The 16,141-nt window shown below is 56.2% G+C and carries 8 protein-coding genes; 4 read left to right on the forward strand and 4 right to left on the reverse strand.

Annotated elements, in window-relative coordinates; genetic code table 11:
- The first annotated feature begins 7 nt into the window (after positions 1 to 7).
- Positions 8 to 1,033 carry a tRNA dihydrouridine(20/20a) synthase DusA gene (dusA, locus tag CRO08_RS14975; protein ID WP_097036841.1) on the forward strand — a complete coding sequence of 342 codons (1,026 nt, stop codon included), beginning with the start codon at positions 8 to 10 and terminating at the stop codon, positions 1,031 to 1,033.
- Positions 1,034 to 1,366: 333 nt separating this feature from the next.
- Positions 1,367 to 2,326 carry an ornithine carbamoyltransferase gene (gene argF, locus CRO08_RS14980; RefSeq protein ID WP_097036842.1) on the forward strand — a complete coding sequence of 320 codons (960 nt, stop codon included), beginning with the start codon at positions 1,367 to 1,369 and terminating at the stop codon, positions 2,324 to 2,326.
- Between the two features lie 152 nt (positions 2,327 to 2,478).
- On the opposite strand, the gene CRO08_RS14985 is transcribed toward argF, so the two are convergent.
- The 3 genes from CRO08_RS14985 to CRO08_RS14995 all read right to left on the reverse strand — a co-directional run bounded on the left by CRO08_RS14985 (position 2,479) and on the right by CRO08_RS14995 (position 6,459).
- Positions 2,479 to 3,678 (reverse strand): hypothetical protein, encoded by a 1,200-nt coding sequence (locus CRO08_RS14985; RefSeq protein WP_097036843.1) that lies wholly within the window; start codon positions 3,676 to 3,678, stop codon positions 2,479 to 2,481.
- Positions 3,675 to 4,529, reverse strand: coding sequence for a DUF4423 domain-containing protein (locus CRO08_RS14990; protein WP_097036844.1), 855 nt, complete (start codon positions 4,527 to 4,529; stop codon positions 3,675 to 3,677). The genes CRO08_RS14985 and CRO08_RS14990 overlap by 4 nt, the downstream gene beginning before the upstream one ends.
- A 292-nt stretch (positions 4,530 to 4,821) precedes the next feature.
- Complete coding sequence (locus CRO08_RS14995) at positions 4,822 to 6,459, reverse strand: fumarate hydratase (protein ID WP_097036845.1); 1,638 nt, start codon at positions 6,457 to 6,459, stop codon at positions 4,822 to 4,824.
- Positions 6,460 to 6,691: 232 nt separating this feature from the next.
- On the opposite strand from CRO08_RS14995, the gene CRO08_RS17100 reads away from it, so the two are divergent.
- A complete protein-coding gene (locus CRO08_RS17100; RefSeq protein ID WP_176495171.1) occupies positions 6,692 to 7,366 on the forward strand; it encodes a hypothetical protein in 675 nt (224 codons plus the stop codon).
- A 770-nt stretch (positions 7,367 to 8,136) separates the two neighbouring features.
- On the opposite strand, the gene CRO08_RS15005 is transcribed toward CRO08_RS17100, so the two are convergent.
- The gene (locus CRO08_RS15005) at positions 8,137 to 9,333 is read right to left on the reverse strand and encodes a hypothetical protein (protein WP_176495172.1); all 1,197 of its coding nucleotides are present in this window, start codon (positions 9,331 to 9,333) and stop codon (positions 8,137 to 8,139) included.
- Between the two features lie 208 nt (positions 9,334 to 9,541).
- Between CRO08_RS15005 and CRO08_RS15010 the strand changes: the two genes are divergently transcribed.
- A complete protein-coding gene (locus tag CRO08_RS15010) occupies positions 9,542 to 16,129 on the forward strand; it encodes a glycoside hydrolase family 9 protein (RefSeq protein ID WP_176495173.1) in 6,588 nt (2,195 codons plus the stop codon).
- Positions 16,130 to 16,141: the final 12 nt, after the last annotated feature.

The raw sequence follows: 16,141 nt of genomic DNA on the forward strand, positions 1-16,141 counted from the left end.
TGCGCGCATGGACCTGGACCTCAACCGCAGACTTTCCATCGCACCGATGCTCGACTGCACCGACCGTCACGAGCGCTACTTTCTGCGCCTGATTTCAAAGCATATCTTGCTCTACAGCGAGATGGTTGTCGCAAACGCGGTGCTCCACGCAAAGCCGGAACAGTTCCTCGGGCACGAAGCCTTCGAGCACCCAGCAGCACTGCAGCTCGGGGGCAGCAACCCGGCCGACCTCGCGCAGGCAAGCAAACTCGTGGAAGCCACGGGTTTCCAGGAAGTGAACCTGAACTGCGGATGCCCTTCGGACCGCGTGCAGAACGGAAACTTCGGGGCTTGCCTCATGAAGGATAAGAACCTCGTGGCCGACTGCTTCAAGGCCATGCAAGATGCGGTGAGCATTCCCGTCTCCATCAAGTGCCGCATCGGGGTCGACGAGTTCGACAGCTGGGAATTCTTCACTGATTTTGTACAAACTATCAGCAATGCAGGTTGCAGGGTTTTCATCGTACATGCGCGCAAGGCCTGGCTCCAGGGGCTCAGCCCCAAGGAAAACCGCGAGGTCCCGCCGCTGCACTACGACTTCGTGCACCGCCTCAAGGCAGAGATGCCTGGCCTGAACGTAAGCATCAACGGCGGCATCAAGACGCTCGACCAGGTGGAAGAGCAACTGCAGGACCTGGACGGAGTGATGGTCGGACGCGAAGCGTACGAGAACCCGTGGTTCCTGCACGACGCCGACGAGCGGATTTTTAACGACCTGCGACCGGCGAGCGACAACCCCGCAGACATTATCGCCGGCAAGGCACGCCCCGCCACCCGCAAGGCGCTGCTCGAGGCCTACCTCCCCTACGTGGAGAAGCAGACCGCCGAAGGCTGCCCCGCAACCATCCTCGTTCGCCACCTGTACGGGCTGTTCACCGGACTCCCCGGTGCCCGCAAGTTCCGCCAGATGCTGAGCAACAATGCCCCGCGTGCCGCACAGTTCGGCGGGGCCGCGGCACTTATCCGCCAGGCGATGGACCAGGTAACCGAGTAATTTGCGTTTTTCGGTAAAAAACAGCCCCGTCCGCACCCCCTAGTCTGCCCTAAAATCCCTCTTTCCCCTTGACAAGAGGCCAAAAATTTTCTCTATTTGGGGGCACATTTTTAAGTTTAACCTTTAACGGAGATACAACCATGCCTTGCGGAAAGAAAAGAAAGCGCAGGAAGATTGCGACCCACAAGCGTAAAAAGCGCCGTCGTCGTGACCGTCACAAAAAGAAACTTCGCTAATATCCGTTAGCATCTTCTTGTGATTTCCAAAAGACGGAGTGAAAAACTCCGTTTTTTTAGTTTTTTTTGTTTTTAGGGCTTGCCCAAAGGAATCAAAATGATTGATCGCAACAAGCACTTCCTCCGCCTGATGGACTGGAGTGAAGAAAAAATCCTCGAAACCGTCGAAATCGCCTCCCGCCTGAAGGCCGAGGTTCACGCCGGCAAGGTGTCCGACCGTCTGCACGGCCAGAACATCGCCATGTTCTTCGAGAAACCCTCGCTGCGTACCATCACCACGTTCCAGGTAGGCATGAACCAGCTCGGCGGCCACGCCGTGCTCCTCGCCCCGGATTCCATCGGGCTCGGCAAGCGCGAAAGCGTCAAGGACGTCGCCCGCTGCCTCAGCCGCTGGGTGAACGCCATCGTGGTCCGCTGCTTCAAGCAGCAGCTCGTGGAAGAACTCGCCGAATTCGGTAGCGTCCCTGTGGTGAACGCCCTCACCGACGACTGCCACCCCTGCCAGGCCATCGCGTTTGCGCAGATGATTTGCGAGAACCTCGGCGGTTTCAAGAATGCCAATGGCAAGCCGAAGACAGTCGCCTTCATCGGTGACGGCAACAACGTGGCAAACTCCTTCCTTGCGCTCGCCTCCAAGGTGGGCATGAACTTCACGCTCGCCTGCCCCAAGGGTTTCGAGCAGCCGAAGAACGTGGTGGAAGAAGCCGCCGCCGGCCTCAAGAAGCACGGCTGCCAGTACCGCGTGTTCAACGACCCGAAGGAAGCCGTCAAGGACGCCGACATCCTCTATAGTGACGTCTGGGTGAGCATGGGCCAGGAAGGCGAAAAGGCCGAAAAGCAGAGCCACTTCTTGCCGTTCCAGATTAACGACGAACTCCTGAAGCTCGCTCCGGCACACTGCAAGGTGAGCCACTGCCTGCCCGCACACCGCGGCGAAGAAATCACGGACTCCGTGATGGACAACCTCGACGTAAACATGAGCTTTGAAGAAGCGGAGAATAGGCTTCACGCCCACAAGGCTGTACTTTGGCAGGTAATGACGCCGTTTAACGCCTAAACTGAGCCACACAAAAAATTAAAAATCCCGTCGGTTCACTTCCGGCGGGATTTCTTTTTTTGAAGATCCCCGCCTTCTCCTCAAAGGGGATAACTCTACTATGGCAACAAGTTGCCAAGTATCGTATAGCGGGGATGACACAACAGAGTCTTTTATTCCTTGATAAAGTCGCTGGGCTTGACGCCGTAGAACACGACATCGTCTATCCAGAATTCAGTCTCGTCGTAGGAGGCTATCGAGATGGTCGTCACCGCCTTGCTGATGACATCCCAGCCGAGATTGCCGTACATATCGTCGCGCGGCTTGAAGTTTGCGGGCTTTATGACGCGACGCACCCATCCATCTGTATTGAGGGTATCATAGGCCAGCGTCTTGCCTTCTTCGTTCGAACTGCCGAGCGTTTCAAGCGTAATCGAGATGACACCGTTCCCGCGGGCATAGAACACGATGGAATCCGTCGCAGACAGATCGCACGGAGATTCCTCCGGGCAAACCCAGATTCCGTAGAACGACCAGCGTCCGCGCCCCGCAGAAGATACCCAGTGCAAGGCGTTACCGGCACGGTCGGCACCCGATTCCACGAAGAATTCCGCAATGTCCTCGCGCGTCTCGGGCACCGTCGACACCTCGGGAGTCGTCTTCACGCTCGTATCCGTAGAAGACATGTAACCCGCCGCGCTTATGCCAAGTTCCCGGATAACAAACTGCGCATCCGCAGATTCAAAGTCCAGCACCTTGATAGAATCCGGTTCAAACGTGCGGACATTCGCGAGCGTCTCCTTCCCGGGCCAAACTTCCGCATATTCGTCCACAATACTATCGCCCACAACCACACGCAGGTCATAATCATACGCCGGGAGCGAATCCATCTCGTAGAAGCCCTCGCTGTCGGTTTTTACCAGGCGGTCAGTTCCATATACCTGAATCCATGCATGGTCAACGCCTTCCGGCAGGTAAACCCTACCACGCATGCTCCCCGTCTTTGCCAACACAAACCGCTGGCCATCGAATTCGCGCAAGTCTTTGGCAAAAATCTTCCGGAACAGGCCCTTGCCCTTATCTACAATCTCAATCGTCGCCACATCAACACCGAGACTATCGATACGGATGCAGCCCAGGGAATCCGTCACAAATTCCTCATAGTATTCCGGTGCAGCGGAATCTCCGTCAATACTGCGGACAAAACTTGCGGCACGCATACGGGCCAACACACCTGCCGCAGGCAGGGAATCCTCGTGAACAACCTGAATCAGGTAGGCGTTCTCGGTCTCGACCGTGCTGATGCCCGCCACCTTGTCGTTCGAGCACGCACAAAGAATCACGGCCACAAGGAATAAGAGGAACTTCTTCATTTTCTCACGCCCTCCTTTTTCACCTGATTGCCGTTCTGCACTTCGGCAACCGGGTAAAGGGCAAACACAAACTGCATCGCCTTGTTCGGCACCTTTACCTCACCCACCCTCTTCTGCACCTGGCGCCTGAATTCAAGCGTCATCTCGTTCAGGTCGGCAAAGCAATCTTCATCGACACCCACGAGCAGCGAAGAAATATTGCGCCTCGCAGGCTCGATGGCAACCAGGGCGTTCTGCGCGAGGGCCAGCAACTGGTTCTGGTAACTGCGTATGGCAGCAGTCTTCGTGGGCGAACTACCCGATGTAAAATTGGCCGTCGTCGCCGCATAGCGTTCCGACGCGAGCGGAGTAATGAGCTTCAGGTCCTTGAGCACCTTTATGGCTTCGCGCACCTGGTCTTCCGAAACCGTCGGTGTAATCTGCTTCACCAGGCGCGAGACTTCAGCATGCCCGCCGTTCATCTCGATAAGCGCGCGTACCACGGGAATCCACCACTTGCTTAAGAACAAGTATTCGCTCGGATTGAACTTGCGCAGGTCAACATCCTGCAGGGCAAGCGCCATCTTGTAGAGCTTGTCCTTCTTTGCGGGCGACTTTGTCTTGGACGCCGCCACCAGAATCTCGAAAATCTCGCCACTGCGTCCCTTCAGGTCCAAGAGGTCCTTGGCCAGCGGAATACTGCGGTTGGGCAAATGGAGTTCCTTGTTCAGCACGCGGAACACCTGGCTCGTTTCCAGACTGAGCTTCTGCCCCAGCATCTTGTAGGAATACAGGGGCATCTCCAGCTTGCGCTGGGTATAGTAGTTCTTCAGCAGATCCCTGTAATCGCTTATTTCGTCAATATTCAGCATAGGCACATTCTAGAAAAGACATTTATCCAATCAATAAAATAATCTATTCTGGCCTAAAAAAGGCACCGGCAACCAACTCCCCATTGAAAAAAATACAATGAATTGTTATAAAACAGCCCCATTTTGCCCCTTCAAGTAGGTAATTTCTTATCTAGGAAGATATTTCCGCCAATAAAGTTTCACATCCACACACAAAAAAATCCCGCCGGTAAACTCCGGTGGGATTTTTTAGTTGCGAAAGATTCCCGCCTTGGTTCGGCGACGCTCACCACAGGTCGCGGGAATGACGACGCTAGATCAAGCCTTCAAAGAAATTATTTCCCTTATCGTCGACCAAGATGAAGGCGGGGAAGTCCTTGATGGTGATCTTGCGGATGGCTTCCATGCCGAGTTCCGGGAAGGCCACGATGTCGTTGCTGAGGATGTTCTGTTCGGCGAGGATGGCTGCCGGACCACCGATGGAGCCGAGGAAGAATCCGCCGTACTTCTTGCAGGCGTCAGTCACGTCCTGGCTGCGGTTGCCCTTCGCGACCATGATCATGGAGGCGCCCTTGCTCTGGAAGCGCATCACGTAGGGGTCCATGCGGTTAGCCGTCGTCGGGCCGAAGCTACCGGTGGGCATGCCTGCCGGAGTCTTAGCCGGGCCGGCGTAGTAAATCGGGTGGTCCGAAACGACCTTCAATACGGTCTTTTCTTCGTCGGTGAGTTCTTCGCCGCGTTCCTGCTTGTCGAAGATTTCAGCGATTTTGGCGTGAGCCATGTCGCGGGCCACAATCATCGTGCCCTTGAGGGAGAGGCGCGTCTTCACCGGATACTTGGTGAGGTCGGCGAGCACTTCCTTCATCGGGCGGTCAAGGTCGATTTCCACTGCCGGAGCGAGGTTCACGGCATTGCCTGCCGGAATATAGTTTTCCGGATGGTGTTCCATCATTTCGAGCCAGAGGCCGTTCTCGTCAATCTTTGCCTTGATGTTACGGTCGGCAGAGCAGCTCACACCGATAGAAACCGGGCAGCTTGCAGCATGACGCGGAGCGCGGATCACGCGTACGTCGTGCACCAGGTACTTGCCGCCGAACTGGGCGCCAATGCCCGTCTTCTGGCAAATGTGCAGAACCTTTTCTTCCATTTCGAGGTCGCGGAAAATACGGCCGCCTTCGGAACCCGTGGTCGGAATATCATCGAGGTAACCGCAACTAGCGAGCTTCACCATGTGCGTGTTCATTTCGGCAGAGGTACCGCCAATCACAATCGCGAGGTGGTACGGAGGGCAAGCCGCAGTACCGAGCGTTTTCACCTTTTCGGCGAGGAACTTTTCCAAGGACTTCGGGTTGAGGAGCGCCTTGGTCATGGGCCAGTAGTAAGTCTTGTTGGCAGAGCCGCCGCCCTTCGCCACAAAGAGGAACTTCATCTCGGCGCCTTCTTCGGCGTGGATGTCGATCTGGGCAGGCAGGTTGCAACCGGTGTTCTTTTCTTCGTACATGGTCAAGGGTGCAATCTGGCTGTAGCGCAGGTTCTTGGTGGTGTAGGCGTTGTAGATACCTTCCGAAATCGCTTCGGCGTCGTCGAAGCCGGTCCACACCTGCTGGCCCTTGTGGGCAACGCAGATTGCCGTACCGGTGTCCTGGCAGAACGGAAGCACGCCCTTTGCGGCAACGCAGGCGTTCTTGAGCATGGTGAGGGCCACGAACTTGTCGTTGTCCGAAGCTTCCGGGTCCTGCAAAATCTTGGCGACCTTGGCCGTGTGGGCCGGGCGCAGGCAGAATTCCACTTCTTCAAAGGCGGCCTGGGCAATCTTGGTGAGCGCCTCGGGGGCGACCTTCAGAATCTTCTTGCCTTCGAATTCGGCGACGGAAACGCCGTCTTTACCGAGGTTTACGTATTCGGTAGTATCTTCACCGTGCTGGACGGTTGCTTCGTATTTGAATGCCATAATTTGTGTCTCTAGTGAGGGGTTAAATTTTGATTCATAAGATAAAAATTGCCCCGACCGAAGGGGGCAGTCTCGCCGGGCACAAAGCCTTTTTTTGTAAAAAACGCCGATGAACGTACAAAAAAAAGGGAATTATTTGAATTTTTTTATTTTTTTTTTAGCAATTCGCCCCAAGATGTGCTATTTTTTAGAGCGTAAGTTTAAAAACAACCCCTAAAGAGGAATGGAATCTATGATGAAAAAGATTTTGATGGTCTCCATGCTCGCTGCGGCAGTCGCATTCGCCGCGCCGGCCAAGTCCGCCAAGAAGGCAGCCCCCGCTGCCGCACCGGCACCTGCCGCCGAAGCGGCTGCACCTGCAGCCGCTCCTGCTGAGGCTGCCCCGGCTGCTGCACCTGCTGCTCCGGCCCCTGCCGCTGAAGCTGCCCCGGCCGCCGCTCCCGCTGCCGAAGCCGCACCGGCTCCCGCCGCTGAAGCCGCCCCGGCCGAAGCTGCCGCTGCTCCTGCTGCCGAAGCTGCTCCTGCCGCTGCCGACACCGCCAAGGCTGCCGAAGTTGCTGCTCCTGCTGATTCTGCTGCCGCTGCTGCCGCACCGGCAGACTCCGCCGCCGCTCCGGCTGAAGCCGTAGCCGCCGCCGACACCGCCAAGGCCGACACCGCCAAGACCGAAGTCCTCGAAGCCAAGACCGAAGAAGCCCCGGTAGACTCCGCCGCTCTCGCCAAGGCTGAAGAAGAAAAGAAGGCTGCCGAAGCTGAAGCCAAGGCAAAGGCCGAAGAACAGCAGAAGATGGAAGCCCAGAGCATGGGTTCTGCAAAGACCACCATCATGGAAAACCCGTGGGAATTCCTCGTGGTGTCTGCGCTGTTCGTCGCTTCTGTTCTCGTGATCATCTTCACCGGGGATTGATAAGCGACCGTTCGTTCGGCATTCCGGGTGATGAAACCTCCGGTTTCTCACTCGCTATCGCAATCGCGACCGATTAATATCGGTCGCTTTTTGCTCACGAAAGCGACCGTTCGCGCTTGATGCGTGACCCACGCCTCCGGACCGCGCTCACTTTCGCAACCGCCCTCGATTAATATCGAGGGCTTTGTTGCTCACGGAAGACCGTTCGTTCGACAACAGGTTTAAAAGGCCGGCTGAAAGCCGGTCTTATTTTTTGCAACAAGCCCCAGACTCCACGCTATTTTGCAAATCTGGCGGTGAAATGGACTTTTTTTCGCTGTTTTCACCGCCACTTTTTTAATTTATCTAAAAAGAACAGGCTATTTTTTCAAATTTTCCATAAAAATAGCCCCCTTTTTCTCTTTGAAACAGCAAATAGACCGTATTCCTATGGGGAAAAAGGCGTTTTCCCTGCAAAAAAGGTACACACAAAGTAATTTCCGGCGGTGAAATCGGCCTTTTTTCATCATTTTCACCGCCACTTCCGCAACTTTGCCCCCAAAAATACGACAAGGGAGGGCACATAGCTCTCCCTAAAACCCTCCTGACACTAATCCGCTAAACAGGTATAAAAAGGAGATCCCCGCCTACGCGGGGATGACAGCGGATTATGTGAGCCGGAGGCGGCTCGTATCAACGAGCCGTCGTAGGCGAGAGCGAGTGAGGAACCGGAGGTTTCAATGCCCTAGATGACGAGCGAGCGGTCGCATTTGCGAGCACCTGCGGTGCACTTACTTATTCACGACGCAGATTGCCGTAACGGAAGCCTCGATGGAATACTTCTTTCCAGGAGCGCAACCCGCCGGGTTGAAGTAGGCAAAGTTGGACTGTTCCACGCCGTCCCAAGTCAGCTTCAGGCTCATGTAATCCGCTCCGACCTTGGGTTTGCACCCGATGGTGCAGTTAGAAGGCGCACCAGCAGGGACCTGCACCGTCATGGGCGTCTGGGCCTGGATGAACAGCGAATCGGGCAAGTTCGGGAGAACAGTCTCTCCGTAAGAAGCCTGATCGTTGATGCTGCCCAAAGCAAGCACCAGGTCCACCGATTCGGGGTCAAGCACGGTCACGCCGTCGCACTGGTATGTCTGCGTGGTCCTGTCGTCGTTCGTCACGGCGACAACGGGGGCCACCTTCTGCTTGTGCATAGACGCTTCTGCAGATAAAGTAGCACTCGTGCCGGAGCCGGAAATTGTCCCGAGCGTAGACGTCCAGGAATACCCGGTAATGGTCGCCTCGGATTCCGCCTCGACGGTCCACGTGATTGTCTCGCCCGCCTTGGCAGTTTCCTTGTCGGCCTTGCAGGAATTAATCGTTATAGGAATACCCTGCACCTGCAAGGGTTCGCAGGCAATTTCGGTTCCATCGACATTCAGAGTCGCCGTGTAGGTTCCCGACTGTTCGTAGGAAACATTCACGGAGTTCATCCCGTTACCCTGCACAGTCTTGCTCAGTTCCGGGAAGGTCCATACAAACGGCGCCATGATGGCATCAAAAACGTCGCCCGACTCGCGGAAGAACGACCAGGTCGCCATTCCCCCCTTCTCGATTATGGCGGTCTTCGGGCCACAGGCTCCGTTCACAGCCATCCTGGGCTCGTTCAATACCTCGTCAGAAGAAGCGGTCGCCGTCTTGGACGAAGAAGACACCACAGGCTGGGGCGCCCTCGAAGAAGACGAATTCGTTGTTTGCGTCGACGAAGACGTTACAGACGGCGGAATTTCACCCTGCGACAAAGGGGTATCGGAAGAATTCTCAATGGGGTACTGCGAAGCCGTACTGGTCGGCTCCGGCGTATCCGGGCTGGAAGGATCCTCTCCACAGGCAGAAAGGCCAAAAACAGCAAGACCGCTCGCAAACGCGGCCGGAACAAATTTGTAAACAAATTTTTTCTTCAATAAAGGCAATATCTTATCTTGAACTGAATTCATATTCTGAAATATATAAAAAAAAGCCCGAAAGTGTAGTTTTTTTTGATACGGATTTTACGGCCGACCTTAAAAAAGTCTATTTTCTATATGGGATGTTTTGCGCACTTCTTTAAGGGAGGGCTTTATGCCGCTGTTACTTGTTCCAGTCCTTTTGCTGGTGTCTTTATGTTTTGCCGCTGTTGACCAAGAGCAACCGACACCTTATGATTTGATTAGACCGATTTGGCCCATGAAGTGGGATACTGCCGCGACCGACAATGGCGGTACCGTCGAAAGTTTCAGCAAGTACACGCCCAACCGCAAGAAGCACAATACCGTACCTAAAATTGGTTCGATGCCCCAGGACTTTGTGCCGAACGGGATTATCCCCGACTCACTGAACCAGGCATATCGTGACGCCCAGAACCTGCGCATAGGCCGTATCCGCATCAACCAGGCGGGATACCTGCCCGAAGACCCTGAAAAGCAGTTCTACTATGTTTCTGCCGGGACCTGTGGCGAGAACTTCTCTGTCGTCGACCTGGATGGTAACGAAGTCTTTACAGGAGGAACTTTCACCAACACCGGCAAGTCGACCGGTTCGAGCTGGGATATCAAGGCGGGCACCGACGCCGCGACAAACGACCAGGGACGCTATACCGCCAGCGCCGAGGGCCCCACGGGCAAGGTATGTATCGGCAACCTGACCCAGGCAACGGGCCTCGAGATGAACACCCGCTACCGCGTAAAGGTGCTCAACCAGTATTCCGCTACATTTATTATTAGTGACAAGGTCTACTCGATGGTCCGCGACGCGACCCTCAAGTTCTACGGCATCAACCGTTCCGGCAACTCTGAATCCTGGTTCCACAAGCCGAGCCACACCAAGGACGGTGCAGGCAAGTTTGTAAAGGGTGTCGGCGCCGTTACCGGGTTCACCCCCAAGGAAGGCGCCCTGCAGGGCGGCTGGTACGACTGCGGTGACCACTTGAAGGAATCCCAGACCCAGGCTTACGCCTTCATGGTGCTCGCTGTAATGGCGGCTTCTAGCCCGGAACGCGACGAGGACCACTACGCCTACAACATGGGCGAAACCATCAATACCGACGGTATCCCCGACATTCTGCGCGAGGCAAAGCACGGTGCGGACTTTTTTATGCGCGCCTACACCTTCGCGAACGGGGTCATCGACAACATGGCGGTCTCCATCGGAAACTTCGGTGCGGACCACGGATGGTGGGGCCGACCCGAAAACCAGGACGCCCTCCCGACGACCTTGACCGGACGCGGCGGGCCGCACGAACGTGACATCCGCCTGGGCGAACTGGGTTCCAACATCTCGGGCCAGATTGCAGCGGGCCTCGCCATCTTGAGCAAGGAATACGCGACATACGACAAGCCCTTCGCAGACAGCTGCCTTGTGGTTGCCGAGAAGATGTACGATTTCGCCAAGAACCTGAAACTCAAGGAAAAGAGCCTTGGCCCCGGAACCTACGACGGCGGAAAGGCCTACGTGCACAACACGATTGCCGACGGCTGGTCGAGCCCGGCCTACAACGGCAACAACGAATCCCATGACGACCTGGCCATTGCGGCTATCGCACTCCACTACGCCACCTACGAAAAGACCGGCAAGATGGACTACCTGAACGACGCCGTGGAAGATACGCAGATTGGCGTGCCCCAGGAAGCCTCGACCGGATTCTTCAAGGGCGGTTGGATGGCCTGGAGCCGTGACGGCATGCGCAAGTCCAGCAAGAACACGAGCTGGGCGAACGCCTACACCTACACGCTGTACGGTTTCTATAAGATGCTCCTGAAGGACAAGGAAACCGGCCTCAAGTACGGTATCGACGACAAGACACGCCTGACCTACGCCGAAAACGTGGCCCTGATTCTCGGAACCAACATCAGTTACCTGAGCGGAAGCGGTTCCCAGAGCATTACTATCCCGACCCTGAACGGCCCGACCCCTGTTTCGTTCGGCGACCTGTGGTACAACATGCAGACCGACCAGACCTGGATTTACAACCGCTACCAGGCAGGCAATATCTTTGAAGTGCTCGCTTACTCCGACGTGACCAAGGACCTGGAAGGCATCAACCTGCCGCAGAAGGGCATGCAGAACTGGAACTCCGCCGAAATGAAGCAACTGGGTATAAACCAGCTCAACTACATGCTCGGCGTGAACCCCTGGGATGTTTCCTTCTTGCTGGGCGTGGGTGATAAGAACGACGCCCACCCGCACCACCGTGCCTCCAACCCAGAAGGCAAGAACATGCCGGGTGCAGGCTACAAGTACAATCCGCCTACCGGCGCATTGTTCGGCGGCGTGACCCCGGGTACCGAGAATGCCTGGTCGCCCTCAACCCTCAGCTGGGAAGACTACCACCTCTCCGAAACCTGTATCGACGCTACGGCAATGTTCGTGGCATCGTGCGCCGTTGCCGTCCGTGAAGAGGACCGCAACCGCGCCCCCTCGCAGATTAACGTGGAAATCCGCTACGTGGGTTACGATTCCGCCATCGTGAAGGTTACCCAGGACATGCGCGGCCCCGCGATGATCCTCTACAGCACGAACGAGACCGGCCCGTTCAATATCCCCGCGAAGGATACCGTGAACGGCGTGAGCCACGAGATTCACCTGACCGGCCTGCAGAACGGCACCACCTACTACTTCAAGGTCATTGCGATTAACATCCGGAGCGAGGCGTATGCCACCAAGTGGCTCGTCGACAGCACTACAACCCCGTTCACGTTCACGACCCTCGTGAGCCCGCCGGCGCCTGCCGACATCCAGAACGTGAAGGTCTGCAACCTGAGTTCCGACAGCGCCGAGATCATGTGGTACACCCCGAACGGCCAGTACGAATCCAAGGTCTACTGGGATACGACACTCACAAGCTACGACAAGATGACCTGCCCCGTATCGGGAACGGGCTCTTGCGACATCAACGGCAATGCCGACGTTTCGGGAATCCCGACCAGCTTCCACTACGTGAAGATTGGCAAGCTCAAGGAAAAGACGACATACTACTACTGCGTGGAAAGCAACGGCGTGCAGCGCTGTACCGACGATAACGGCATGCCGCTCAAGTTTACCACCCCCGTGACGCACTACGACTTCGACGTGAGCGTGTACCAGTACGAGTTCGGCGGGATGGACTTCTTGAACCTGAACCTCACCAACAACGAGGACCGCGCGTTCAACGAACTGACCTTGCGATTCTACGTGACCGCAAAACCCGAAGACATCGAGGCACAGCCCGGGCAGAACAACCAGCCGGGTACCTGCCCGCTGCTCGTGGACGAAGATATTTGCCAGGCCTACGACGAAGCGGGCTTCAACCGCCCCTGCGTGAACCAGGCCGGCGAAAGCGTAGACGACTCGCTGCGCTACTACCTGCGCCATGCAGTACCCGTAAAGCTTGAAGACACCTACAACCCGGCAACGGGCGAATACGACTGGTACATCCCGGTACCGCTGGGTGGCACGACCATCAAGTCGTCCTCGCGTATGCGTATCGACCTCGGGTTCTCGAGCGGTATCTACCAGAACAACATGTGCGAAACCCTGCGTACCCCCGCAAAGAAGCGCCTCGTGACCGGCGGTAATTCTCCCGACTGGTCGTGGGCGGCCCACAAGCGCGACGTGGACGGCGCCGACTACGAAGGCGTGCCCGCATGGGACAAGGACCAGGGCGACTTCGAACAGGCTCCCATCAACCCCTACATCGTAGTCTACCGCAAGGACGAGTTCATCTCCGGCTTCAGCCCCTCTTACAAGGAAATGACCACCAAGCGCGCCCACTACGACATGACCGTGGCATTTAACCCGCCGTTCAACGTATCTAACGGGTCTTACGTGCAGATTGATTCCGCAAGGAGCACGATGTACCTCACGGGTACCGCCCTGATTTCGGAAAGCGGTTACGTGAACGCCATCTGGGTAAACGGCGTTGCCCTCTCGAAGGAACAGCTCACGAAGGCTGCGGTCTATAACTACGAGACCGGGCGATTCGACCTGAATATCCCGGCAAAGATGACAATCGGTACCAACAAGGTGGACGTGACCATATTCGCAGGCCCGAACCCCGAATGCGCCGAATGCCAGGAGAATGGCGGATGCGCGTTCGTGAACCGCACCTACTATGTACAGTTCAGCAAGGGCGACCGCACGCAGGGCAAGCTCCTGCTGGTGCAGAAGGATGGCAGTTCGGTAACGAGCCCCGCCCCGATCGACGGTTCTCTCCAGTTCCAGATCCAGCTGCGCGACAAGGACAACAAGAACAACGCGAACATGCCCGTGAAGCTGTTCAATTCCCGCACGGGCGATTCTACCGAAGTCATTCTGAGCCGCACCAACGACGCGCTGGGCTACTTTGAAGGCGAATGGCTCAAGGCATCGACGAGCGAAGCGGGTCTCCCCAATGTGAACTTCCTGGGTGGCGATACCATCTGGGTCAAGTACCAAGACCCTGCCGACGACGAGGAACGCGACTCCGTTTACTTCTACTCGCAGCCGACCCGACCCGACCCCAAGAAGGCGCTTATTGCTAGCGACGTGTGCACCATTACCGGCGATGCCGTCACGGAAAACACCCTGAGCATTGAATTCAGCGGAAGCCAGTTCGACGGAACCAGGAACATCCTGGACAGCGTCGAGGTAACGCTCACCTCCGCAAATTCTGCAGAAAGGTCGTTCATGCTGACTCCGGCCGCTCCGGTAGTCGGCGCTACGGCAACATTCACGTTCGCGGATTCCCTTGTCGGGCTTGCAAACCCGAAGGGCTTGGTGACAGTCTACATGCGTGAAGATGGCAAGCAGCAGATGTCGTCCGCCACCATTACCGACGCCGTCAAGCCCAAGCTCGTCAGCGTCTCTATTCTCGAAAACGAGAACCACGAGAATGAAAACGACACGCTCAAGGTTAGCTTCTCCGAACCCATCAACCTGCCTTCCAAGACAGAATGGCCGCTGACCGTCTATGACGGAACATCTGAAGTGGTGCAAGCCGGCATCCGCGTGATTTCGGCAACGACAAGCGACGAAGGCAAGAGCTGGATGTACGTGATTCAGGGAAATGCCGGTGGTAACTTGGTGAAGCCCGGTTTCCGTGCACAAATCGATGCCGCATTCAACGTGACCGACATGGCGACAAACACGCTCGCCACATGCGCTCCGGTAACCATCATCGAATCGAGCCGCCCCGTGCCCGTGCACTACGCGACCATAACCGACCTCGAAGGTGACGGCCAGCCCGATGAAATCTACATCGAGTTCGTGCGCGTGCTCAAGGACAAGAACATCCCCGACACGGTCGATGTGTACTGGGGCAACCCCTCTACATACGTACCGTTCGCAATCCCTGCCGGCGGTTGGGACATTACCACGGTCTATGGCGAAAAGACTCCTGTCGCCATTACGAAGCTGGATTCCGCAAACGGAACCTGGATAAAGGGAACCGCCAAGAAGACCTGCATCGACTTCAAGGACGACACGACCTACGTAACGCAGAAGGTCTACACCTACACCTACGTCGATGCCGAGGAAACCATCAAGGCCGACAGCACGCTCCTGAGGATAGATACCATCTCTACAACCGTATCGCAGAAGTGCGCACAGTACCAGACCACGCAGGATTCCACGTTCATTCCCAAGGTCGACACCCTCGGCTGGGATTCCGTGCAATCCGAACACAGCGCGTTCACGATCAAGATTCAGGGAGACCTGTTCAAGAACATGACCTACGGATCCAGCGGCGGCAACGGAGCAATCCTCCCCCGCAAGGGACCGATCGAGAGCCTGCTCGATGCCACGAACGCGACACTCATCGACAAGTGCCCGCCCATCATCGTGAAGGCGACAAAGACCTCTGCCGGCGCTTACGAGTTCCTCGAAGCGACCATGTCCGAACCGCTCGTTGTCATCGACAATCCGGCGCTGGAATACATCGAACGCAAGCGCAGTTCGCAGGAAGGCATCTATCTGAAGCCGCTCTCCGTATCGACAAAGCAGGACGTGAAGGAAAACTTCGGTTACACCGAGGAATCCGAAGGCGCTGTACGCATCGGCGACTATATCAGGCTCGTGCCCATCAAGGAACTTTCGCGCTACAAGGACAAGGCGGGCAACTTCCCCACCATAAACAACCCGTGGGTTATCGTCTCTGGCGCCACCGCCGAAAAGACAAAGTTCAAGGTCACGCTCGCAAGCGATGTTACCAAGCCGCCTCGTGAAGTTCCGTATATGGGAACCGCCGTAAGCGAAAACGAAATCTTCCGCGCGACCATCATGAACCCGAACGGGACAGAGCTGCTCACGAAGCTTGTTGACGGAACCGTTATCCCGACAACAACCGTACTCGACACGAATTCCTACAAGCACGCCGGCCCGCAGTTTATCGTGGATATCACGATGCCTTCGGCCCTGCAGACCGACGACTTCGGGAAGCCCATCTTCGATTTCGTCATCCGGTTCACGATGAACGTCTACGACAACCTCGGGCAGTTTATCGCCAAGCAGGATATCCGCATGAACATGAAGGATATCGGCTACGACAAGATTACGGAAGACGGTGTATTGAAGCTGAACCTCGAATGGATGGCACCGGATGGTTCCCCCGCAAGCAAGAGCGGCAAGAAACTCGGCACGGGTGCCTACATCGCGAAGTTCGATTTCGATGCGAAGGCGACATACGTCGCCGACGAACCGACAACCAACGAAGACGGAAGCACGTCTTACAAGAAGGGTGATGTTATCAAGACGACGGACAACACCACGAAGACCTTCGGGTTCAAGCGTGCGAAGAAATAGACTGGATACAAG

Source organism: Fibrobacter sp. UWT3 (assembly GCF_900230125.1).
In the GTDB taxonomy this organism is placed as follows: domain Bacteria; phylum Fibrobacterota; class Fibrobacteria; order Fibrobacterales; family Fibrobacteraceae; genus Fibrobacter.